Below are 21,747 nucleotides of genomic sequence, written 5' to 3' on the forward strand. Positions count from 1 at the left end.
CGCTACAGTGACGGCCCGTTTTTTGTTGCCTCGCTAACGAATCATGACGCCCCTCGAACGATATCAAGCAGATCTGAAACGTCCCGACTTCTTCCATGACGCGGCGCAGGAAACTGCGGTGCGTCACCTGCAGCGCCTGTACGACGACCTGCTGGCGGCGCAGAACAACAAGCCGGGCGTGTTCGGCAAGCTGTTCGGCAGGAAGGAACAGGCGCCGGTCAAGGGCCTGTATTTCTGGGGGGGAGTAGGGCGAGGCAAGACCTACCTGGTCGACACCTTCTTCGAGGCGTTGCCCTTCAAGCAGAAGATGCGGACGCACTTCCACCGCTTCATGAAGCGCGTGCACGAGGAGATGAAGACCCTCAAGGGCGAGAAGAACCCGCTGACCATCATCGCCAAGCGCTTCTCCGAGGAAGCCAAGGTGATCTGCTTCGACGAGTTCTTCGTTTCCGACATCACCGATGCCATGATCCTCGGCACCCTGATGGAAGAGCTGTTCAAGAACGGCGTGACCCTGGTAGCGACGTCCAACATCGTCCCTGACGGCCTCTACAAGGACGGCCTGCAACGCGCACGCTTCCTGCCGGCCATCGCCCTGATCAAGCAGAACACCGAAGTGGTCAACGTCGACAGCGGCGTCGACTATCGCCTGCGCCACCTGGAGCAGGCCGAGCTGTACCACTACCCGCTCGACGATGCTGCCCACGAAAGCCTGCGCCAGAGCTTCCGGGCGTTGACACCCGAGTGCACGCAGGCGGTCGAGAACGACGTGCTGGTGATCGAGAACCGCGAGATCCAGGCCATCCGCACCTGCGACGACGTTGCCTGGTTCGACTTCCGCGCCCTGTGCGACGGCCCGCGCAGCCAGAACGACTATATCGAGCTGGGCAAGATCTTCCACGCCGTGCTGCTGAGCAATGTCGAGCAGATGGGCGTGACCACCGACGACATCGCCCGGCGTTTCATCAACATGGTCGACGAGTTCTACGACCGGAACGTGAAGCTGATCATCTCCGCCGAAGTGGAGCTCAAGGACCTGTACACCGGTGGGCGCCTGAGCTTCGAGTTCCAGCGCACCCTGAGCCGCTTGCTGGAGATGCAGTCCCACGAGTTCCTGGCGCGCGCGCACAAGCCTTGACCCAATGAACAAGGGGGCCGCTTCGCGGCCAATCGCCGGGGCCCCCGCCCCCCCCCGGGGTTGGGGGGGCGGGGGGGGGGCCGCGGGGCGGCGGGTGGGGGGCGCCGCGCGAGGGGGCCAGCGGGGGGGGGGGGAAACCGGCTCCCACAGGTTTTGCGCTGGCCTTGTGGGAGCCGGCTTGCCGGCGATTGGGGCGCGAAGCGGCCCTTTTTGTATTCAGGCTTCCTGCATGAACTGCTGCCGGTACTGGTTCGGCGACAGCTCGGTGTGTTGGCGGAACAACCGCGCGAAGAAGCTGGCATCGTCATAGCCCACTTCGTAGCTGATGGTCTTGATGCTCTTGCGCGTGCTCGACAGCAAGCCCTTGGCGGTCTCGATACGCAGGCGCTGCAGGTAGTGCAGGGGCTTGTCGCCGGTGGCGCTCTGGAAGCGACGCATGAAATTGCGAATGCTCATGCCGTGGTTGCGCGCCACGTCCTCGAAGCGGAACTTGTCGGCGAAGTGCTCCTCCAGCCAATGCTGGATCTGCAGGATGATCAGGTCCTGATGCAGCTTCTGCCCGCCAAAACCCATGCGCCCCGGTGTGTAGCTGCGCTGGACCTCGTAGAGGATGTCCCGGGCCACGGCGCGGGCGACGTTGGCGCCGCAGAAACGCTCGATCAGGTAGATGTACAGATCGCACGCCGAGGTGGAGCCGCCTGCGCAATAGAGGTTGTCGGCATCGGTCAGGTGTTTGTCCTGGTTCAGGCGCACGTTCGGGAAGCGCTCGGCGAAACTGTTGAAGAAGCGCCAATAGGTGGTCGCCTCCTTGCCGTCGAGCAGGCCGGCTTCGGCGAGCCAGAACACGCCACTGGCCTCCCCGCACAGCACGGCGCCGCGGGCGTGCTGTTCGCGCAACCAAGGCAGTACCTGCGGGTAGCGTTGCTGCAGGGTGTCGAAGTCTTCCCAGAAGGCCGGAAGGATGATCACGTCGGCATCGTCCAGGCCGCCATCGACCGGCACCTGCACGTTGCTGAAGCTGTCCACGGGCTTGCCGTCCGGGCTCACCAGGCAGATGTCGAACATCGGCTGCAGACCCAGGCCCAACTGCTTGCTGTAGCGCAGGCTGGCCAGGTGGAAGAAATCCTTGGCCTGCATGAGGGTCGAAGCGAACACCTTATCGATGGCCAGGATGCTGACGCGCCGCAGCGACGCGGAGGGTTGGGTGAACATCATTGTCATTGTTCTTATAGGGTAGAGTGGTCAATCACCGGCTGGATCGTCTTATTTTTTGGCGATTGTGTCTACCCCGTGAAGCAGAGGGCTGCTTTGCAGCCCAATCGCCGGCAAGCCAGCTCCTACAGGCCTTGGGGTCGCGTCGTACCTGTGGGAGCTGGCTTGCCGGCGATTGGGTCGCGAAGCGGCCCCTTTCGGCTCAAGGCGCCGGGTTCGGTTGCTCCTGGTGAATCGCCTCGATCGCCGCCAGCAGTTCATCGCTCAGGTTCAGCTCGGCGCTGGCCAGGTTGCTCTGCAATTGCTCGACACTGGTGGCGCCGAGGATATTGCTGGTCACGAACGGCTGGCGGGTCACGAACGCCAGGGCCATTTGCGCTGGATCCAGGCCATGGGCTCGGGCCAGTTGTACGTAGCGGCTGCAGGCCGCCACGGTCTGCGGGTTGGAATAGCGGGCGAAGCGGCTGAACAGCGTCAGGCGCGCATGCTCTGGCCGGGCACCGTCCTCGTACTTGCCCGAGAGCATGCCGAACGCCAGGGGCGAGTAGGCCAGCAGCCCGCACTGTTCACGGATCGCCACTTCCGCAAGGCCCACTTCGAAGCTGCGGTTGAGCAGGTTGTAGGGGTTCTGGATCGACACCGCCCGCGGCCACCCGCGGGTCTCGGCCAGGTGCAGGAACTTCATCGTGCCCCAGGGCGTTTCATTGGACAGGCCGACATGGCGGATCTTGCCTGCGCGCACCTGCTCGTCGAGCACCTCCAGGGTTTCTTCCAGCGGCGTGAAGTGGTCGTGCGGCAAGTGCTGGTAGCCCAGCTTGCCGAAGAAATTGGTGCTGCGCTCGGGCCAGTGCAGCTGGTACAGGTCGATGCGATCGGTGTGCAGGCGGCGCAGGCTTTCGTCCAGGGCGGCGACGATGTGCTGGCGATTGTGCTTGAGCTGGCCGTCGCGAATGTGGCTGATGCCATTGCCGGGGCCGGCCACCTTGCTGGCCAGGATCCAGTCGTCGCGATCGCCATGGCGGCGGAACCAGTTGCCGATGATGCGCTCGGTGGCGGCGTAGGTTTCCGGGCGCGGGGGCACCGGGTACATCTCGGCGGTGTCGATGAAGTTGACCCCACTGGCCTTGGCCAGGGCGATCTGGGCGAAGGCTTCGGCCTCGTCGTTCTGCTCACCCCAGGTCATGGTGCCCAGGCACAGGGCGCTGACGTTGAGGTCGGTACGGCCGAGCTGGCGGTATTCCATCAGGCATCGTCTCCTTGCAAATGAAGCCATCAAATCAGGTTGAAATTTTTTGCGCAATCTGGATAATTCGGCCCCTCTCCGTGTGGCGGAAGTGATGCACCACCATGCAGGAGGAACCCTTGTCGAACATTGGACGCGCCGACCCGAGCCCCCAATAGCGTCCGTGTGCGGCTGCGCGCTTGCCCTTGGCAAGCTGTGCACTATCCAGTAAGATTCGCCGTCTATTTTTCGCTGGGCGGCCTCTGAGGCTTTAGAGAATGAAAACTTTTACTGCTAAACCGGAAACAGTAAAGCGCGACTGGTACGTAGTTGACGCCGCTGGTCAGACCCTGGGTCGTCTGGCTACCGAAATCGCTCGTCGTCTGCGTGGCAAGCACAAGCCAGAATACACCCCTCACGTTGACACCGGCGACTACATCGTCGTCATCAACGCCGAGCAGGTACGTGTCACTGGTGCCAAGACTTCGGACAAGATGTACTACTCCCACTCCGGTTTCCCAGGCGGCATCAAGGAAATCAGCTTCGAGAAGCTGATCGACAAAGCCCCTGAGCGTGTTATCGAAACTGCGGTCAAAGGCATGCTGCCGAAGAACCCGCTGGGTCGCGACATGTACCGCAAGCTGAAAGTGTACGCGGGTGCTGCTCACCCTCACACTGCTCAGCAGCCTCAAGAACTGAAGATCTAACGGGATAGTTCATTATGTCGGCGACTCAAAATTACGGCACTGGCCGTCGCAAGACCGCAACCGCTCGCGTTTTCCTGCGTCCGGGTACTGGTAACATCTCCATCAACAACCGTCCTCTGGACACCTTCTTCGGCCGCGAAACCGCTCGCATGGTTGTTCGCCAGCCGCTGGAGCTGACCGAGACCGTCGAGAAGTTCGACATCTACGTCACCGTTGCCGGTGGTGGTGTCAGCGGTCAGGCCGGTGCGATCCGTCACGGTATCACCCGCGCGCTGATGGAATACGACGAAACCCTGCGTGGCGCTCTGCGTCGTGCTGGCTACGTCACCCGCGACGCTCGTGAAGTCGAGCGTAAGAAAGTGGGTCTGCGTAAAGCGCGTAAGCGTCCTCAGTACTCCAAGCGTTAATACCGCTTCGGCAGTCGAAAAAAAGCCCGGTTCCATATTTGGAACCGGGCTTTTTTTATGGCTTGAACTAACCTGTCAGCATGTCAGTGACAACTTGCCGCATAGACACAGATCAAGCAAAGCGAGGGTTGCAGCCCAACCGGGGGGTAATCACCTTGTCAGTGTGTGGACTTGTTCCTTACCATTGCGGCCAATTTTTAGTGCACAGACATTACTAAGTAGATGCCTGATCCAACAGGCCAAAGCAGCTGATGGGAGAGGACTGAATGAGCAATGACGGCGTCAACGCAGGCCGGCGCCGCTTCCTCGTAGCCGCCACATCCGTGGTGGGCGCAGCGGGGGCAGTGGGGGCTGCGGTACCGTTCGTGGGGTCATGGTTCCCCAGCGCCAAGGCGAAAGCCGCAGGTGCACCGGTGAAGGTCAATATCGCCAAGGTCGAGCCGGGTCAGCAGATGGTGGCTGAGTGGCGGGGGCAACCTGTATTCATTGTGCGACGAACCGAGGAGATCCTCGGCAATCTGAAGAAAATCACCGGGGATTTGTCCGACCCCGAATCCAAGTCGTCGGTGCAGCCGACCTATGTCGACCCACAGAACCGCGCCATCAAGCCCGAGATCCTCGTGCTGGTCGGTCTGTGTACCCACCTGGGCTGCTCGCCCACGTTCCGTCCTGAAGTCGCACCCGCCGACCTGGGGCCGAAATGGGTGGGGGGCTACTTCTGCCCTTGCCACGGTTCGCACTACGACCTGGCCGGTCGCGTCTACAAGTCGCAACCGGCTCCTCTCAACCTGCCAGTGCCTCCGCACTCGTACGAGTCGGATGACATCATCGTCATCGGCGTCGATCAGGAGAACGCGTGATGAGCAAGTTCATGGACTGGATTGATGCTCGCTTCCCCGCTACCAAGATGTGGGAAGACCACCTGAGCAAGTATTACGCGCCCAAGAACTTCAACTTCTTCTACTTCTTCGGCTCCCTGGCCTTGTTGGTGCTGGTCAACCAGATCGTCACTGGCGTCTGGCTGACCATGAGTTTCACGCCGTCGGCCGAAGAGGCGTTCGCCTCGGTCGAATACATCATGCGCGACGTGGAGTACGGCTGGATCCTGCGCTACCTGCACTCCACCGGTGCTTCGGCGTTCTTCATCGTGGTGTACCTGCACATGTTCCGCGGGCTGCTCTATGGCTCGTACCAGAAGCCGCGCGAGCTGGTCTGGTTGTTCGGCATGCTGATCTACCTGGCGCTGATGGCCGAGGCGTTCATGGGCTACCTGCTGCCCTGGGGGCAGATGTCCTACTGGGGCGCACAGGTGATCATCTCGCTGTTCGGTGCCATTCCGGTGATCGGCGACGACCTGACCCAATGGATCCGCGGTGACTACCTGATCTCGGGCATCACCCTGAACCGCTTCTTCGCCCTGCACGTGATCGCCTTGCCTATCGTCATCCTGGGCCTGGTGGTGCTGCATATCCTGGCGCTGCACGAGGTGGGCTCGAACAACCCCGATGGCGTCGACATCAAGAAGAAAAAGGACGAGAACGGCGTGCCGCTCGATGGTATTCCTTTCCACCCTTACTACACCGTGAAGGATATCGTCGGGGTCGTGGTGTTCCTGTTCGTGTTCTGCGCCGTGGTGTTCTTCTTCCCTGAAATGGGCGGCTACTTCCTGGAAAAACCGAACTTCGAGCAGGCGAACGCGTTCAAGACCCCCGAGCACATCGCGCCGGTGTGGTACTTCACGCCGTTCTACGCGATCCTGCGCGCGGTCCCTGACAAGCTGTTCGGCGTCATCGCCATGGGCGCCGCCATTGCCGTGCTGTTCGTGTTGCCCTGGCTGGACCGCAGCCCCGTGCGCTCCATGCGCTACAAGGGCTGGCTGAGCAAGATCTTCCTGCTCGTGTTCTGCGTGGCCTTCGTGATCCTGGGTGTGCTGGGCGTATTGGCGCCAACGCCGGGTCGGACCTTGCTGTCGCAGGTCTGCACCGTGCTGTATTTCGCCTACTTCCTCCTGATGCCGTTCTACACCAGGCTCGAGAAGACCAAACCGGTTCCGGAAAGGGTGACTGGCTGATGAAAAAGCTAATAGCAGTATTGTTCCTGGCAGTGATGCCCGCCTTGTCCTTTGCCGCAAGCGAGCACGGCCCGGTGCTGGACAAGGTCGATATCGACCTTACCGACAAGGCCGCCATGCAGGACGGTGCACGTACCTTCGCCAACTATTGCATGGGGTGCCATAGCGCCAAGTTCCAGCGTTACGAGCGGGTTGCGGACGACCTGGACATCCCGCACGAGCTGATGCTCGAGAAGCTGGTGTTCACCGGCGCCAAGATCGGCGACCACATGAAGATCGGCATGCAGCCCGACGATGCCAAGACCTGGTTCGGTGCGGCGCCGCCTGACCTTACCCTGGTCGCCCGTGTGCGCGGCACCGACTGGCTGTACACCTACCTGCGCAGCTTCTATGAGGACAAGTCGCGTCCTTATGGGGTGAACAACAAGGTGTTCCCGAACGTCGGCATGCCTAACGTGCTGGTTGGCCTGCAAGGCAACCAGGTGATCGGCTGCAAGCAAGTGCAGACCGTGGTCGACGGCAAGAAGCAATTCGACCCGCTGACCGGCAGCCCATTGACCCATGAAGCCTGCGACCAGCTGACCATCGAGCCGAATTCCGGTACCCTGACGGCCGAGCAGTTCGACGAGAAGGTCAAGAACCTGGTGACCTTCCTGGCCTATTCGGCCAACCCGGTCAAACTGGAAAGCCAGCGCATCGGTACCTACGTGTTGCTGTACCTGGCTTTCTTCTTCGTGTTCGCCTACTTGCTCAAGCGCGAATACTGGAAGGACGTGCACTGATCACGCAGTAGTTTCTGGTAGTTGAACGCGCCCTGGGGCGCCCCTTCGCGAATGCGTCGGGGCCCTCCAGGGCGCGTTTGCATTTGGAGTTTCACAAAGCATCCCCATGCGAGGAGGCGTTACATGGGCGCAACCAACAGGTTAGCCTGCTATTCCGACCCCGCTGATCACTATTCTCACCGGGTACGCCTTGTTCTCGCCGAGAAGGGCGTCAGTGTACAGATTGTCGACGTCGACCCCGGTCGTCTGCCGCCCAAGCTGGTCGAAGTGAACCCTTACGGCAGTGTGCCGACGCTGGTCGATCGTGACCTGGCTCTCTACGAGTCCAGCGTGGTGATGGAATACCTCGAGGAGCGTTACCCGCACCCGCCCTTGATGCCGGTCTACCCGGTGGCTCGGGGCAACAGCCGCTTGCTGATGCACCGCATCCAGCGCGACTGGTGCGTCTTGGCGGACACCATTCTCGATTCACGCAGCACGGATGCGGCGCGTGCCGAGGCGCGCAAGGCCCTGCGTGAAAGCCTGACGGGCGTATCGCCGTTGTTCGGCGAGTTCTCCTGCTTCATGAGCGAGGAGCAAAGCCTGGTCGATTGTTGTCTATTACCCATATTGTGGCGGTTGCCGGTCATGGGTATCGAATTGCCGCGGCAGGCCAAGCCGCTGTTGGATTACATGGAGCGGCAGTTTGCCCGCGAGCCTTTCCAGGCGAGCCTGTCCGCTGCAGAACGTGAAATGCGCAAGCTTTAAGGAGCCGTTGATGAACTCCAGTCGCCCCTATCTGGTTCGAGCACTGTACGAGTGGATCGTCGACAACGATTGCACCCCCCATATGCTGGTCAATGCCGAGTATCCGGCTGTCCAGGTGCCCCAGGGATTCGCCAGTGACGGCCAGATCGTCCTGAATATTTCCCCCAATGCCGTGCGCGGCCTGCACATGGACAACGATGCGGTGAGCTTCGAAGGTCGTTTCAGTGGTGTGTCCCATTCGCTGTTCGTGCCGGTGGGCGCGATCCTGGGTATCTATGCCCGGGAGAATGGTCAAGGCATGGTCTTCGAGTTGGAGCCGCCGTTGATGGACAACGACGAGCTGGACGACGAAGGCGTCGAGCCGGACGACGATGGCCCGCCAGCGGGTGGTGGTCAACCGCCGCGCCCGAGTGGCCGGCCCAGCCTCAAGGTGGTCAAGTAAACAAAAAAGGCGATCCGGATGGATCGCCTTTTTTATTGGTGTGGGGCCTGTGATTACAGGTCCTTGATGCTGCGTACCTGGTCCTTGTTGACGCGGGTGCGCTTGCCGTCCAGTTGCTCGAACTCGTAGAAGCCCGAATCGGCGTCGTATTCCGGAGCATCGGTGGTCTGGAATTCACGGCCGTCGTTGAGGGTGATCTGGCTTGGGGTGGAGCAGCCGGCCAGGGCGGCGAAGGCGCCGATTGCGAGGACGGACAGCAGGGACTTCTTCATGGGTACTTCCTGGTTTGGGTTGAACGCTGGTGTTGCTTCATGGCCTCATCACCGGCAAGCCGGCTCCCACAGGCAAGGCCGCGCGCGGCGGGTGGGAGCCGGCTTGCCGGCGATGCAATTGGGTGTCAATCGATGTACTCGAACAGCTTGACGATCTTCTGCACGCCCGACACGCCTTGCACCACGCTGGTGGCGGCGTTGGCTTCCTGTTGGGTCACCAGGCCCAGCAGGTAGACAATACCGTTCTCGGTGATCACTTTGATGCGCGTGCTTGGCACGTTGGCATCGCCGAGCATTTGCGCCTTGATCTTGGTGGTCAGCCAGGCGTCGTTGTTGCGCGCGAGAATCGAGGAGGGCTGCATGACCTGCAGTTCGTTATGCACCTTCTTGACCCGTTGCACCTGGCCTGCGGTCTGCTCGGCGAGGCTCTTGAGGTCGGCGCGCGGGGTCTGACCGGCCAGCAGGACGATGCCGTTGTAGCTGCTGACGACGATGTGCGAGCCTTTGTCGAGGTCGGCGTTGGCCTTGGCGATGTTCACCGAGACCTTGGTTTCGATCAGCGAGTCGTCGATCTTGCTGCCGATGGTGCGGGTGCCGCGATCATCCTCGATGGGTGAATTGCGGGCCGAGGTCAATACCGAGCTGCAGCCGGAGAGGCTCAGGCACAGGGTCAGGGCCATCAGGCCAAGGCGCTTGGGGATCATTCTTCACTCCCGAACAGTTGGCTGTCGATCAGGTCGCACAGGCAATGGATCGCCAGCAGGTGGACTTCCTGGATTCGCGCGGTGACGTTCGACGGCACGCGGATCTCCACATCTTCAGGCAACAACAGCGAGGCCATGCCGCCGCCGTCACGCCCGGTCAGTGCCACGACGATCATTTCACGGTCGTGCGCGGCCTGAATCGCTTGTATCACGTTGGCGGAATTGCCACTGGTAGAGATCGCCAGCAGCACGTCGCCCGGTTGGCCCAGGGCACGGATCTGCTTGGAGAAGACTTCGTTGTAGCTGTAGTCGTTGGCGATCGAGGTCAGCGTCGAGCTGTCGGTCGTCAGGGCAATGGCCGGCAGGCTGGGGCGCTCGCGCTCGAAGCGGTTGAGCAGCTCCGAGGAGAAGTGCTGTGCGTCGCCGGCCGAGCCGCCGTTGCCACAGGCAAGCATCTTGCCCTCGTTGAGCAGCGCATTGACCATGACCAGGCTGGCCTGCTCGATGTGGGGTGCCAGGATGTCCATCGCCTGTTGCTTGGTGTCGATGCTGGCCTGGAACAGCCGGCGAATTCGGGATTGCATGTCCATCTGGTGTGACCTTAAGAGGGGCGGTGGCCGGCGCGACGCGCGACAGGAACCAGCCCGCGAAACATAGAGCTAAAAAATCGGAATGGGTTCAGCATTCGAAGGCGTTTTTCAGCCATTGCAGCGGCTGGCCCGCGTGGTGGCTGCCCTGCAGGGCGACAACGTCGAAGCGGCAGGGTTGGTTGGCCCAGCGTGGCTCTTTCTGCAGGAACAGGTTGGCAGCGAGTGCCAGTCGCTTCTGCTTGCGTCCGTCGATGCTGCCGACGGCGCCGCCGAAGGCCGCATGCAACCGGTAGCGGACTTCCACGAATACTACTGTATCGGCGTCGAGCATGACCAGATCGAGCTCACCACCCTTGCATCGCCAATTGCGCGCCAGTAGTCGCAGGCCATGCCCTCGGAGGTATTCGAGGGCATGGTTTTCCGCGGCAAGGCCTGCGTTGGAAGGCGATGCGTCGGGCATCAGCGAGGGGTGTCCGGCAGGCGCTTGACCTGGCCACCCGCGAACTCGGCCCACGGCAGCTGGCGCTCGACGCGCTGGCTGGGGCTCATGGTCAAGCTGCCGGAAAGGCCTTCGATGCGGTTGTCCGGCAGGGCCTTCAACTGGCCCAGGCGAGGGGCCAGGCTGTAGGCATCCACGCCCATGGCGTAAAGGCGGCCGAGGCTGCCGGCGGCCTGGGGCCATTGCTGGACCACCTGCTGGCGCAGGCTGTTGGTGCTGTCGAGCAACCAAGGGGTCTCGCAGAAGCGGATGCCGTTCATGTCGTTGTACTGGTTCACGTCACCACTGGCGCTGTAGAGGTTGGAGGTGGCGTAGACCGGCACGTCGCCTGCGTACTGGAAGTTCAGGGTCGGCTTGATCTGCTGGGCCTGCTGCGGCGTGGAGGCGAGGAAGATGAAGTCGATGTCCTGGCGGCGTGACGGTTGTGCGGCGATGTTGCCGCCAACGGTGCTCTGCAGGCTCTTGGCGCGGCTTTCGCTCTGGCGCAGCTGGAACAGCTCGGCGATCTGCTGGGCCAGGGCGACCGGCTGGGCGATGCGCTCGGCGGCCAGCAGGGTGCCGCCATGGCCTTCCCAGTCCTGGCGGAAGGCGGCGAGTACGCGATCGCCCCATTCACCGCTCGGCACCAGGGCCACGGCGCGGACCAGGCCGTCGGCGCGGGCACGGCGCGAGACTTCGCGGGCTTCGTCCTCGGCGGCGAGGCCGAACTGGAACAGCTGAGGGGGTGCTTTCTGGCCGGCGTCGGCGTAGTTCAGTGCCAGGGTGGTGATCGGCAGTTGCGGGTTGGCTGCGAGCTTCTTCACCAGTGGTTTTTCCAAAGGACCGACCACCAGTTGTACGCCGGCCGCCTGGGCCTGGCGGTAGAAGTCATCCAGCGAGGTCAGGCGCGAGCTGTCGAACACCTGCACGGCCGGAGCCGGCTGGCCAGATTGCTGGGCCTGGAAGTGAGCGGCCATGAAGCCGTCGCGCAGGGCGCGGGCGACGCCGGCCAGCGGGCCTTCCTGAGGCAGCAGCAGGGCGACCTTGGTCAGCGGCTGGCTGGCCAGCTCCTTGAGCTTGACCAGGGCCAGGGGCAGTTGTTTGGCGGCGGGGTGCTCCGGGTGCTGGTTGCGCCAGGTGTCGATGGCGGCCTGTTGCTGCTCCAGGGTGCCGGCGCTCTTCACCGCCAGGGCCAGGCTGGTCCAGCCTGCCAGGGTCTCGTCGGCGGCGGGCTGCTGCAGTTGCTCGGCCGGCAGCGAGGCGACCAGTGCCCAGATCGAGTCGTTGTTGGCGGCGGCGGCCTGATCGCTGAGCAGCGGGGCGAGCAATACGCGCTGCTGGGCGGCGGCCAGTGCCTGGCCGTCGGCCTCGAGGGCGGCGGCATGGACGCTGTAGGTGCGAGCCTGCTGCTCTTGCGGCAGTTCGCCCAGGCGTTGCAGGCTCGGGTGGGAGAGGGCGGTCAGGGCGGCCTTGGGCTGGTTGCGGCTCATGGCGAGCTCCGCGGCCAGGGTGTTGGCGAACACCTGCTGGGCAGGCTTGAGCGAGTCCATCGGGACCTGCTCGAGAATGCGTGCGGCGCGTGGATAGTCCTTCTGCTTGTAGGCCAGGTCGGCGGCGCTCAGGCGCAGCAGGGCGGCATCTTCAGCGGACTTGCTGGTGGCGGCCTTGTCGAGCAGCTGCTCGATGCTGGCATCCGGGGTGCGTGGCAGTTCGCCCAGGCTGGATGAGGGCGAGCTGGCGCAGGCTGCCAGCAGGGCAGCCAAGCAGAGGGCTGTGAACAGCCGCAGGCAAGCGATCATGTAAAAGTCCTGTTACTCGATCAAGTTGGCCGGCAATTGTACCCAAGCGTCGGCCGGGGCGCGATGTCGCTGACGTTGATCCTTCAATATAGGTCGCCTTGCGCGGGTTGCCGGTGAAGTTCTTTGCGCGTTGTTGCCGGTGCTCGGGCTACAATGGCGCCTTTGATCCACATGACAGGTACGCGCAGTGACTGATGGTGCAGGGGCTTCGACATCCACGATGGGCACGCTTTACGTGGTCGCCACGCCGATCGGCAACCTCGACGACATGAGTGCCCGGGCCCTCAAGGTGCTGGCCAATGTGGCGCTGATCGCCGCCGAGGACACCCGTCATTCGGTGCGTCTGCTCCAGCACTTCGGCATCGATACACCATTGGCCGCCTGCCACGAACACAACGAGCGCGACGAGGGCGGGCGCTTCATCACCCGCCTGCTGGCTGGCGACGACGTCGCCCTGGTATCCGACGCGGGCACGCCGTTGATTTCCGACCCTGGCTACCACCTGGTGCGCCAGGCGCGCGCTGCCGGGGTACAGGTGGTTCCGGTGCCGGGCGCCTGCGCCCTGATCGCCGCGCTGTCGGCGGCAGGCCTGCCGTCGGACCGTTTCATCTTCGAAGGCTTCCTGCCCGCCAAGACGGCAGGTCGTCGCGCGCGCCTGGAGCAAGTCAAGGAGGAGCCTCGTACCTTGATCTTCTACGAGGCGCCGCACCGCATTCTCGAATGCCTCGAAGACATGGAAGCGGTATTCGGCGCGCAGCGTCCGGCGGTGCTGGGCCGAGAGCTGACCAAGGCGTTCGAGACGCTCAAGGGGCTGCCGTTGGGTGAATTGCGTGCTTTCGTCGCAGGCGACAGCAACCAGCAGCGCGGCGAGTGCGTGGTTCTTGTGGGGGGCTGGAGTGCCCCCGAAGACGAGCAGGCGATCAGCAGTGAAGCGCAGCGCGTGCTGGACCTGCTGCTGGCGGAGCTGCCACTCAAGCGTGCGGCTGCGTTGGCGGCGGAAATCACTGGTGTGCGCAAGAACCTGCTCTATCAAGTGGCGCTGGAAAAACAGAAAGCACAATAGTGGCAAATTGATATACTTTGTGATGTCACTTGTTCTTGGGCGCTTGTGCCGTTAACCTTGTCGGCGGAGAGTCGATTGGACAGTCGCTGCCTTCTTTTGTTCCGCAAAAGAGGGGGGAGGAAAGTCCGGGCTCCATAGGGCAGAGTGCCAGGTAACGCCTGGGGGGCGCGAGCCTACGGAAAGTGCCACAGAAAACAACCGCCTAAGCACTTCGGTGCCGGTAAGGGTGAAAAGGTGCGGTAAGAGCGCACCGCGCGACTGGTAACAGTTCGTGGCTAGGTAAACCCCACTCGGAGCAAGACCAAATAGGGTTCCATACGGCGTGGCCCGCGTCGGAACCGGGTAGGTTGCTAAAGGCGTCCAGTGATGGCCGTCGTAGAGGAATGACTGTCCTCGACAGAACCCGGCTTACAGATCGACTCTCCACCTCCTTCCTTCCCCTGCTTGAATCGACAGCAGATACGTCCCGGTAATACCAAAAAAATCTTACTCTTAATAAATTACTTTAAGTTCTCACTCTATCCGCTTGAGTGAACTTGATTTTTCCCGCCAGTTTTTCCTTCCGGTAATGCTTCCTCCTTCCTTTGTTGCGCTAAATCTCCGTCCTGTAAGGGATTTCCTTCTGAACGTGCCTTGACGGTGTGCCGGACGGATTCCTATAGTGTGCGCAAGTGGCAGAAAGTGGGATGAAGTGGGTTTTCTGACACAAAAAAGCTAACATTGTGGGGAATCGCAGCCGTGTTCCGCGGAGCTAACGCCGTCAGCCTCGATGCAAAGGGCCGACTCGCCATGCCGAGTCGGTACCGTGACGAGCTCGATTCGCGTTGCAATGGTCAATTGATCGTGACCATCGACGCGGTGGACCCCTGCTTGTGTGTTTATCCCCTCGATGAGTGGGAACAGATAGAAGCCAAGTTGCGTGCCTTGCCGTCGTTGCGTGAGGAAAACCGCCGCCTGCAGCGTTTGCTGATCGGCAATGCGGTGGACCTGGAGCTCGATGGCAGTGGCCGTTTCCTGGTGCCGCCCCGCCTGCGTGAATACGCCAAGCTCGACAAGAAGGCGATGCTGGTGGGGCAGCTGAACAAATTCCAGCTGTGGGATGAGGATGCCTGGAACGCGGTTTCGGCAGCTGACCTTGCAGCTATTCAACAACCGGGCGCCATGCCCGACGATTTGCGTGACCTGATCCTGTGACGATAGATAGCGGCTTCAACCACATCACCGTGCTGCTCGACGAGGCTGTCGAGGCATTGGCCCTGCGCGCCGACGGTTGCTATCTGGACGGCACCTTCGGCCGTGGCGGGCATAGCCGCCTGATTCTCAGCAAGCTCGGGCCGCAAGGGCGGCTGCTGGGCTTCGACAAAGATCCACAAGCGATTGCCACGGGGCAAGCGCTGGCGGCCGAAGACGGCCGCTTTGTCATTGTGCAGCGCAGCTTTGCCGAGCTGGGCGATGAAGTCGCCCAGCGTGGCCTGCACGGCAAGGTCAGTGGCGTGCTCCTCGACCTGGGCGTGTCGTCGCCGCAGCTAGACGACCCGGAGCGCGGTTTCAGCTTCCTGAACGACGGCCCGCTGGACATGCGCATGAACCCCGACCAGGGCATCAGCGCCGCCGAGTTCATCGCCACTGCGCCCGAAGAAGAAATCGCCCGCGTCTTCAAAGAATACGGCGAAGAGCGTTTCGCCAAGCGCATGGCGCGCGCCGTGGTGCAGCGCCGTGAGCAGCAGCCGTTCACCCGCACGGCTGACCTCGCTGAAGTCCTCAAGGTCGCCAACCCGGCCTGGGAAAAGGGCAAGAACCCGGCGACCCGGGCCTTCCAGGGCCTGCGCATTCACGTCAATAACGAACTGGGCGACCTGGAGGCGGGCCTGGAGGCCGCCATCGAGGCGCTGGAGGTCGGTGGCCGCCTGGCGGTGATCAGCTTCCACTCACTCGAAGACCGCATCGTCAAGCTGTTCATGCGCAAGCTGGCCAAGGGCGAGGCGGACAACCTGCCGCGCAACCTGCCAGTACAGCACAAGGTGTTCGAGCCGAAGATCCGCCTGGTCGGCAAGGCGCAGTTCGCCTCCGAAGCCGAACTCAAGGCCAACCCGCGGGCGCGCAGCGCCGTCATGCGGGTGGCGGAGAAACTGCGGTGAGTCGGCTGTTCGCCAAGCCCTTGCCAGGCGGAAGCTTCCTGATGCTTCTGCTGTTCGTCGGCGTGCTGGTTTCGGCCATCGCCGTGTCCTACAGCGCCCACTGGAACCGCCAACTGCTCAACACCCTGTACGGTGAACTGAACGAGCGTGACAAAGCCCAGGCCGAATGGGGCCGCTTGATCCTCGAGCAAAGCACCTGGACGGCCCACAGCCGTATCGAGAACCTGGCTACCGAGCAATTGAAGATGCGCGTGCCGGCCGCCGACGAAGTGCGGATGGTGGCGCCATGATGAAGCTTGAAGGCGCACTCTACCCCTGGCGCTTCCGGGTGGTGATCGCATTGCTGGCGTTGATGGTCGGCGCGATCGCCTGGCGCATCATCGACCTGCAGGTGGTCGACCGCGACTTCCTCAAAGGCCAGGGCGATGCTCGTAGCCTGCGCCATATTCCCATTCCCGCGCACCGTGGCCTGATCACCGACCGCAACGGCGAACCGCTGGCCGTCAGTACCCCGGTCACCACCTTGTGGGCCAACCCCAAGGAAATGCAGGCCTACCGCGAGCGCTGGCCACAACTGGCCGCAGCGCTCGGGCAGAATCCGCAGCAGCTGGCTGACCGCCTGACCCAGCAGGCCAACAAGGAGTTCATCTACCTGGTGCGGGGCCTGACCCCAGAGCAGGGGCAGCAGGTGCTCGACCTCAAGGTGCCGGGTGTCTACGGCATGGAGGAATTCCGGCGCTTCTACCCGGCCGGCGATGTCACCGCGCACATGGTCGGCTTCACCGACCTGGACGACCACGGCCGCGAAGGGGTGGAGCTGGCCTATGACGAATGGCTCGCCGGGGTGCCGGGCAAACGACAAGTGATCAAGGACCGGCGCGGCCGGCTGATCAAGGACATTCAGGTGACCAAGAACGCCAAGGCCGGGAAGACCTTGGCGTTGTCGATCGACCTGCGTCTGCAGTACCTGGCCACCCGCGAACTGCGCAACGCTATTGCCGAGCAGGAGGCCAAGGCCGGCAGCCTGGTGATCATGGACGTCAAGACCGGCGAAGTCCTGGCCATGGTCAACCAGCCGACCTACAACCCGAACAACCGCCGTAGCATGTTCCCGGCGGCCATGCGCAACCGGGCGATCATCGACGTGTTCGAGCCAGGCTCCACGGTCAAGCCGATCTCCATGAGCGCAGCCCTGCAGAGCGGCCGCTGGAAGCCCACCGACAAGGTCGAGGTCTACCCCGGCAGCCTGCAGATCGGCCGCTACACCATCAAGGACGTGTCCCGCAGCGAGGGCCCGATCCTCGACCTGACCGGCATCCTGATCAACTCCAGTAACGTGGGCATGAGCAAGATCGCCTTCGATATCGGCGGCGAGGCGATCTACCGGGTGATGTCCCAGGTGGGCCTTGGCCAGTACACCGGCCTCGGCTTCCCCGGCGAGCGTGTCGGCAACCTGCCCAACCACCGCGAATGGCGCAAGGCCGAGACCGCCACGCTGTCGTACGGCTATGGCGTATCGGTGACCGCCCTGCAGCTGGTGCATGCCTACGCGGCGATCGCCAACGACGGCAAGATGGTGCCGCTGTCGATCCTCAAGGTCGACAAGGCGCCCGACGCCGTGCAGGCGATTCCGAAGGATACCGCCGAGACCGTGCAGGCCATGTTGCAGCAGGTGATCGAAGCGCCGCGGGGTGTGTTCCGTGCCCAGGTGCCGTTCTACCACGTGGGTGGCAAGTCCGGTACCGCGCGCAAGGCTACCGTCGGTGCCAAGGGCTACACCCAGAACGCCTACCGTTCGCTGTTCGCGGGCTTCGGCCCGATGAGCGACCCGCGCTACGCCATCGTCGTGGTCATCGACGAGCCGAGCAAGGGCGGCTATTTCGGTGGCCTGGTATCTGCCCCGGTATTCAGCAAGGTGATGTCGGGCACCCTGCGCCTGATGAACGTACCGCCGGACAACCTGCCGCCACCACCGGTCCCTTCTGCGACCCAGCCCCAGGTCCAGCAGGCCAGCGCAGTACCCGCCAATGGAGGGCGTGGTTGATGACAATGCCATTGAGCAAGCTTTTCGCCCATGCCAGCCGCGATCCGTTGATTCGCGAGCTGACCCTCGACAGCCGCCAGGTCCGGCCGGGCGACCTGTTCCTGGCCGTGCCCGGTGCCAAGGTCGACGGTCGTGCGCACATTGCCGATGCCCTGGCCCGCGGCGCTGCCGCCGTGGCCTATGAAGAGCAGGGCGCCAGCGTCCTGCCGATCACCGAGGCGCCCTTGATCCCGGTGCGCGGCCTGATCGGTCAGTTGTCGGAGATCGCCGGGCGCTTCTATGGTGAGCCCAGCCGCCAGCTCGACCTGGTCGGTGTCACCGGCACCAACGGCAAGACCAGCGTCACTCAATTGGTGGCCCAGGCCCTCGATGCACTGGGCCAGCGTTGCGGATTGATCGGCACGCTGGGTACCGGTTTCTACGGCGAGCTGCGCAGCGGTCGCCTGACCACCCCGGACCCGATCGCCGTGCAGGCGACCCTGAACGACCTCAAGAAAGGCGGCGCCAAGGCCGTGGCCATGGAGGTTTCCTCCCATGCGCTGGAGCAGGGCCGGGTCGCTGCCCTGGCCTTCGACATCGCGGTGATGACCAACCTGTCTCGCGATCACCTGGACTACCACGGCAGCATGGAGGCCTACGAGGCCGCCAAGGCCAAGCTGTTCGCCTGGCCGAACCTGCGTTGCCAGGTGGTCAACCTGGACGATGCGTTCGGGCGTCGCTTGGCCGAAGATTTTGCCCGGCGTCCGAGCCCCGAGCATGTCGAGACCCGGCTGCTCAGCTACAGCCTGGACAACCCGGACGCCTCGCTGTTCTGCCGTGAAGCCCGCTTCGATGACGATGGCGTGCGCGCCATCCTCGTCACTGCCCAGGGCGAACATACCCTGCGCAGCCAGCTGCTGGGTCGCTTCAACCTGAGCAATATGCTCGCCGCGGTCGCCACGCTGTTGGCGCTGGACTACCCGCTGGACGAAATCCTCAAGGTCACCCCGCAACTGCTAGGCCCGGTCGGCCGTATGCAGCGCCTGGGTGGTGGCGACAAACCGCTGGTGGTGGTCGACTACGCCCACACCCCGGATGCCCTGGAGAAAGTGCTGCAAGCCCTGCGTCCCCATGCCCATGGCCGCCTGCTGTGCCTGTTCGGCTGTGGTGGCGATCGCGATCGCGGCAAGCGCCCGCTGATGGCCGAAGTGGCCGAGCGCCTGGCCGATCGCGTCCTGGTCACCGACGACAACCCGCGCACCGAAGACCCCCAGCGGATCTTCGCTGATATTCGCCCTGGCTTTGCCAAGCCCGCCGACGTCGAGTTCGTCGCCGGCCGTGGCGAGGCCATCGCCCATCTGATCGCCTCTGCGGCTGCCGACGATGTGATCGTGCTGGCCGGCAAGGGGCATGAGGATTACCAGGAGATCAATGGTCAGCGCCACGATTTCTCCGACCTCGTCGAAGCCGACAAGGCACTTGCCGCCTGGGAGGCGCCCCATGCTTAAGCCCATGACACTCAGCCAGCTGACCGCGCCGCTGCAGGCACGCGTGGTGGGTGCCGATGCCAGCTTCAGCGGCGTGAGCATCGACAGCCGCACCGTAGCGGCTGGCCAACTGTTCATTGCCCTGGCCGGGCCGCGTTTCGACGGCCACGACTACCTGGCCGACGTGAAGGCCAAGGGCGCCGTCGCCGCTCTGGTCGAGCGCGAAGTCGCCGATGTCGACCTGCCGCAGCTGCTGGTCGCCGACTGCCGCGTCGCCCTGGGCCAGCTCGGCGCCCTGAACCGCGCCGCCTTCGACAAGCCGGTGGTGGCCATCACCGGCTCCAGCGGCAAGACCACGGTCAAGGAGATGCTGGCCTGCATCCTGCGCACCCGTGGCCCGGTGCTGGCGACCCGTGGCAACCTGAACAACGACCTCGGTGCACCGCTGACCTTGCTGGAGATCGCGCCTGAACACAGCGCCGCAGTGATCGAGCTCGGTGCCTCGCGCATCGGCGAGATCCGCTACACCGTCGGCCTGACCCAGCCACAGGTGGTCATCATCAACAATGCCGGCACCGCCCATGTGGGCGAGTTCGGCGGCCCCGAAAAAATCGTCGAGGCCAAGGGCGAGATCCTCGAAGGCCTGGGCGAGGGCGGTACCGCCATCCTCAACCTGGCCGACAAGGCCTTCGACGTCTGGCGCAAGCGTGCGGGCGAGCGCCGCGTCCTCAGCTTCGCCCTGGACAACCCGCAGGCCGACTTCCACGCCAGCGACATTGGCCGCGACGCCCGGGGTTGCCCGTCGTTCACCCTGCATGGCCCGGACGGTAGCGTCCCGGTGCAGTTGAACCTGCTGGGCACCCATAACGTCAGCAACGCCTTGGCCGCCGCCGCCGCTGCCCATGCCGTCGGTCTGAGCCTGAACGGCATCGCCGCAGGCCTTGGCGCCGTGCAACCGGTCAAGGGCCGTACCGTGGCGCAGATCGCGCCCAACGGCGTGCGGGTCATCGACGACAGCTACAACGCAAATCCCACCTCGATGTGCGCCGCCATTGATATACTCGCCGGCTTTTCCGGCCGCACCGTCCTGGTGCTCGGAGATATCGGCGAACTGGGGCAATGGGCGCAGGAAGGCCACCGTCAGGTGGGCGACTATGCGCGCGGCAAGGTCGACGCCCTGTACGCAGTGGGTACCAACATGGCCCATGCGGTCGCGGCGTACGGCGCCAATGGCCGTCATTTCGCTACTCAAGCTGAGCTTATCGATGCCGTTCGCGCCGAGACTGCCAGCGACACCACTATCTTGATCAAGGGCTCGCGCAGCGCTGCGATGGAAAACGTCGTGGCGGCCTTGTGCGGTGCCAGCGGGGAGAAACATTAATGCTGCTGCTGTTGGCCGAGTATCTGCAACAGTTCCACAAGGGCTTCGCGGTCTTCCAGTACCTGTCCCTGCGCGGGATCCTGGGCGTGCTGACCGCATTGTCCCTGGCGCTGTGGCTGGGGCCGTGGATGATCCGTACCCTGCAGATTCGCCAGATCGGTCAGGCCGTGCGCAATGACGGCCCGCAATCGCACCTGTCCAAGTCCGGCACCCCGACCATGGGTGGCGCGTTGATCCTCTCGGCCATCGGCATCAGTACCCTGCTGTGGGCTGACCTGAGCAACCGCTACGTCTGGGTCGTGCTGGTCGTGACCATGCTGTTCGGTGCCATCGGCTGGGTCGATGACTACCGCAAGGTGATCGAGAAGAACTCCCGCGGGCTGCCAAGCCGCTGGAAGTACTTCTGGCAGTCGGTATTCGGCCTGGGTGCCGCGGTGTTCCTCTACATGACCGCGCCGACCAGCGTCGAGACCACCCTGATCGTGCCGATGCTCAAGGACGTCACTATTCCGCTGGGCATCGGCTTCGTCGTGCTGACCTATTTCGTCATCGTCGGTTCGAGCAACGCGGTCAACCTGACCGACGGCCTCGATGGGCTGGCGATCATGCCGACGGTAATGGTCGGCGGTGCCCTGGGCATCTTCTGCTACCTGTCGGGCAACGTGAAGTTCGCCGAATACCTGCTGATCCCCTACGTGCCGGGCGCCGGTGAGCTGATCGTGTTCTGCGGCGCGCTGATTGGCGCCGGGCTGGGCTTCCTGTGGTTCAACACCTACCCGGCTCAGGTGTTCATGGGCGATGTCGGCGCGCTGGCGCTGGGCGCGGCCCTGGGCACCATCGCGGTTATCGTCCGCCAGGAGATCGTGCTGTTCATCATGGGCGGCGTGTTCGTCATGGAGACCCTGTCGGTGGTGATCCAGGTGGCCTCCTTCAAGCTGACTGGCAAGCGCGTGTTCCGCATGGCGCCGATCCACCACCATTTTGAACTCAAGGGTTGGCCCGAGCCGCGGGTGATCGTCCGATTCTGGATCATCACCGTGATTCTGGTGCTGATCGGCCTTGCCACCCTGAAACTGAGGTAGAT

The 21,747-nt window shown here is 63.3% G+C and carries 23 protein-coding genes and 1 other RNA gene; 17 read left to right on the top strand and 7 right to left on the bottom strand.

From position 1 onward, the window contains the following. Positions 1-43: 43 nt before the first annotated feature. Complete coding sequence (gene zapE, locus ACNFG0_RS15420) at positions 44-1,138, top strand: cell division protein ZapE (RefSeq protein ID WP_196156782.1); 1,095 nt, start codon at positions 44-46, stop codon at positions 1,136-1,138. A 216-nt stretch (positions 1,139-1,354) separates the two neighbouring features. On the opposite strand, the gene ACNFG0_RS15425 is transcribed toward zapE, so the two are convergent. Further along, on the bottom strand, positions 1,355-2,251 hold the full coding sequence (locus ACNFG0_RS15425) for a GlxA family transcriptional regulator (RefSeq protein ID WP_196144475.1): 897 nt from the start codon (positions 2,249-2,251) through the stop codon (positions 1,355-1,357). Between the two features lie 301 nt (positions 2,252-2,552). Next, positions 2,553-3,593: an NADP(H)-dependent aldo-keto reductase gene (locus tag ACNFG0_RS15430; RefSeq protein WP_196144364.1), complete on the bottom strand. Its 1,041-nt coding sequence runs from the start codon at positions 3,591-3,593 to the stop codon at positions 2,553-2,555. 257 nt (positions 3,594-3,850) lie between these two features. On the opposite strand from ACNFG0_RS15430, the gene rplM reads away from it, so the two are divergent. From rplM to ACNFG0_RS15465, 7 genes are all read left to right on the top strand, one after another. Next, positions 3,851-4,279, top strand: a complete 429-nt coding sequence (gene rplM / locus ACNFG0_RS15435; RefSeq protein ID WP_043207468.1) for a 50S ribosomal protein L13 — start codon at positions 3,851-3,853, stop codon at positions 4,277-4,279. A gap of 14 nt (positions 4,280-4,293) precedes the next feature. Next, a complete protein-coding gene (rpsI, locus tag ACNFG0_RS15440) occupies positions 4,294-4,686 on the top strand; it encodes a 30S ribosomal protein S9 (protein WP_054893989.1) in 393 nt (130 codons plus the stop codon). A gap of 266 nt (positions 4,687-4,952) precedes the next feature. Beyond that, complete coding sequence (petA, locus tag ACNFG0_RS15445) at positions 4,953-5,546, top strand: ubiquinol-cytochrome c reductase iron-sulfur subunit (protein WP_196144363.1); 594 nt, start codon at positions 4,953-4,955, stop codon at positions 5,544-5,546. Then, positions 5,546-6,757: a cytochrome b gene (locus ACNFG0_RS15450; RefSeq protein WP_196144362.1), complete on the top strand. Its 1,212-nt coding sequence runs from the start codon at positions 5,546-5,548 to the stop codon at positions 6,755-6,757. The genes petA and ACNFG0_RS15450 overlap by 1 nt, the downstream gene beginning before the upstream one ends. Continuing rightward, on the top strand, positions 6,757-7,539 hold the full coding sequence (locus tag ACNFG0_RS15455) for a cytochrome c1 (protein WP_196144361.1): 783 nt from the start codon (positions 6,757-6,759) through the stop codon (positions 7,537-7,539). Before ACNFG0_RS15450 ends, ACNFG0_RS15455 begins: the two co-directional genes overlap by 1 nt. A gap of 123 nt (positions 7,540-7,662) precedes the next feature. Next, a complete protein-coding gene (locus ACNFG0_RS15460; RefSeq protein ID WP_196144360.1) occupies positions 7,663-8,286 on the top strand; it encodes a glutathione S-transferase N-terminal domain-containing protein in 624 nt (207 codons plus the stop codon). A gap of 10 nt (positions 8,287-8,296) precedes the next feature. After that, entirely contained in the window at positions 8,297-8,728 is a 432-nt protein-coding gene (locus ACNFG0_RS15465; RefSeq protein ID WP_196156193.1) for a ClpXP protease specificity-enhancing factor, read from the top strand. Positions 8,729-8,781: 53 nt separating this feature from the next. Here ACNFG0_RS15465 and ACNFG0_RS15470 read toward each other — a convergent pair whose 3' ends face one another. The 5 genes from ACNFG0_RS15470 to ACNFG0_RS15490 form a co-directional block, all read right to left on the bottom strand. Continuing rightward, a complete protein-coding gene (locus ACNFG0_RS15470) occupies positions 8,782-9,000 on the bottom strand; it encodes a YgdI/YgdR family lipoprotein (RefSeq protein WP_084857259.1) in 219 nt (72 codons plus the stop codon). Positions 9,001-9,125: 125 nt separating this feature from the next. Continuing rightward, on the bottom strand, positions 9,126-9,704 hold the full coding sequence (locus ACNFG0_RS15475; RefSeq protein WP_196156191.1) for a BON domain-containing protein: 579 nt from the start codon (positions 9,702-9,704) through the stop codon (positions 9,126-9,128). Further along, on the bottom strand, positions 9,701-10,294 hold the full coding sequence (locus tag ACNFG0_RS15480) for a phosphoheptose isomerase (protein ID WP_043207486.1): 594 nt from the start codon (positions 10,292-10,294) through the stop codon (positions 9,701-9,703). Before ACNFG0_RS15480 ends, ACNFG0_RS15475 begins: the two co-directional genes overlap by 4 nt. An 88-nt stretch (positions 10,295-10,382) precedes the next feature. Continuing rightward, positions 10,383-10,754, bottom strand: a complete 372-nt coding sequence (locus tag ACNFG0_RS15485) for a YraN family protein (RefSeq protein ID WP_416765497.1) — start codon at positions 10,752-10,754, stop codon at positions 10,383-10,385. Continuing rightward, positions 10,754-12,571, bottom strand: coding sequence for a penicillin-binding protein activator (locus tag ACNFG0_RS15490; protein ID WP_416765498.1), 1,818 nt, complete (start codon positions 12,569-12,571; stop codon positions 10,754-10,756). The genes ACNFG0_RS15485 and ACNFG0_RS15490 overlap by 1 nt, the downstream gene beginning before the upstream one ends. A gap of 220 nt (positions 12,572-12,791) precedes the next feature. Between ACNFG0_RS15490 and rsmI the strand changes: the two genes are divergently transcribed. The 9 genes from rsmI to mraY all read left to right on the top strand — a co-directional run bounded on the left by rsmI (position 12,792) and on the right by mraY (position 21,745). Further along, positions 12,792-13,634 carry a 16S rRNA (cytidine(1402)-2'-O)-methyltransferase gene (gene rsmI / locus ACNFG0_RS15495; RefSeq protein ID WP_416765500.1) on the top strand — a complete coding sequence of 281 codons (843 nt, stop codon included), beginning with the start codon at positions 12,792-12,794 and terminating at the stop codon, positions 13,632-13,634. Between the two features lie 67 nt (positions 13,635-13,701). Further along, positions 13,702-14,061, top strand: an RNA gene (gene rnpB, locus ACNFG0_RS15500) — RNase P RNA component class A. A gap of 311 nt (positions 14,062-14,372) precedes the next feature. After that, positions 14,373-14,828 carry a division/cell wall cluster transcriptional repressor MraZ gene (gene mraZ, locus ACNFG0_RS15505; protein WP_011535546.1) on the top strand — a complete coding sequence of 152 codons (456 nt, stop codon included), beginning with the start codon at positions 14,373-14,375 and terminating at the stop codon, positions 14,826-14,828. Continuing rightward, positions 14,825-15,772 (top strand): 16S rRNA (cytosine(1402)-N(4))-methyltransferase RsmH, encoded by a 948-nt coding sequence (gene rsmH / locus ACNFG0_RS15510; protein WP_416765502.1) that lies wholly within the window; start codon positions 14,825-14,827, stop codon positions 15,770-15,772. The genes mraZ and rsmH overlap by 4 nt, the downstream gene beginning before the upstream one ends. Continuing rightward, positions 15,769-16,062 (top strand): cell division protein FtsL, encoded by a 294-nt coding sequence (gene ftsL / locus ACNFG0_RS15515; RefSeq protein ID WP_196144353.1) that lies wholly within the window; start codon positions 15,769-15,771, stop codon positions 16,060-16,062. Before rsmH ends, ftsL begins: the two co-directional genes overlap by 4 nt. After that, positions 16,062-17,816, top strand: coding sequence for a peptidoglycan D,D-transpeptidase FtsI family protein (locus ACNFG0_RS15520; RefSeq protein WP_196156196.1), 1,755 nt, complete (start codon positions 16,062-16,064; stop codon positions 17,814-17,816). Before ftsL ends, ACNFG0_RS15520 begins: the two co-directional genes overlap by 1 nt. Then, positions 17,816-19,303 (top strand): UDP-N-acetylmuramoyl-L-alanyl-D-glutamate--2,6-diaminopimelate ligase, encoded by a 1,488-nt coding sequence (locus ACNFG0_RS15525; RefSeq protein WP_416765504.1) that lies wholly within the window; start codon positions 17,816-17,818, stop codon positions 19,301-19,303. The genes ACNFG0_RS15520 and ACNFG0_RS15525 overlap by 1 nt, the downstream gene beginning before the upstream one ends. Beyond that, positions 19,296-20,663, top strand: a complete 1,368-nt coding sequence (locus ACNFG0_RS15530; RefSeq protein WP_416765505.1) for a UDP-N-acetylmuramoyl-tripeptide--D-alanyl-D-alanine ligase — start codon at positions 19,296-19,298, stop codon at positions 20,661-20,663. Before ACNFG0_RS15525 ends, ACNFG0_RS15530 begins: the two co-directional genes overlap by 8 nt. Continuing rightward, a complete protein-coding gene (gene mraY, locus ACNFG0_RS15535; RefSeq protein ID WP_196144350.1) occupies positions 20,663-21,745 on the top strand; it encodes a phospho-N-acetylmuramoyl-pentapeptide-transferase in 1,083 nt (360 codons plus the stop codon). The genes ACNFG0_RS15530 and mraY overlap by 1 nt, the downstream gene beginning before the upstream one ends. Positions 21,746-21,747 lie beyond the last annotated feature (2 nt).

Origin of the sequence: Pseudomonas sp. NY15372 (assembly GCF_048068215.1) — a bacterium.
GTDB lineage: Bacteria > Pseudomonadota > Gammaproteobacteria > Pseudomonadales > Pseudomonadaceae > Aquipseudomonas > Aquipseudomonas guariconensis_A.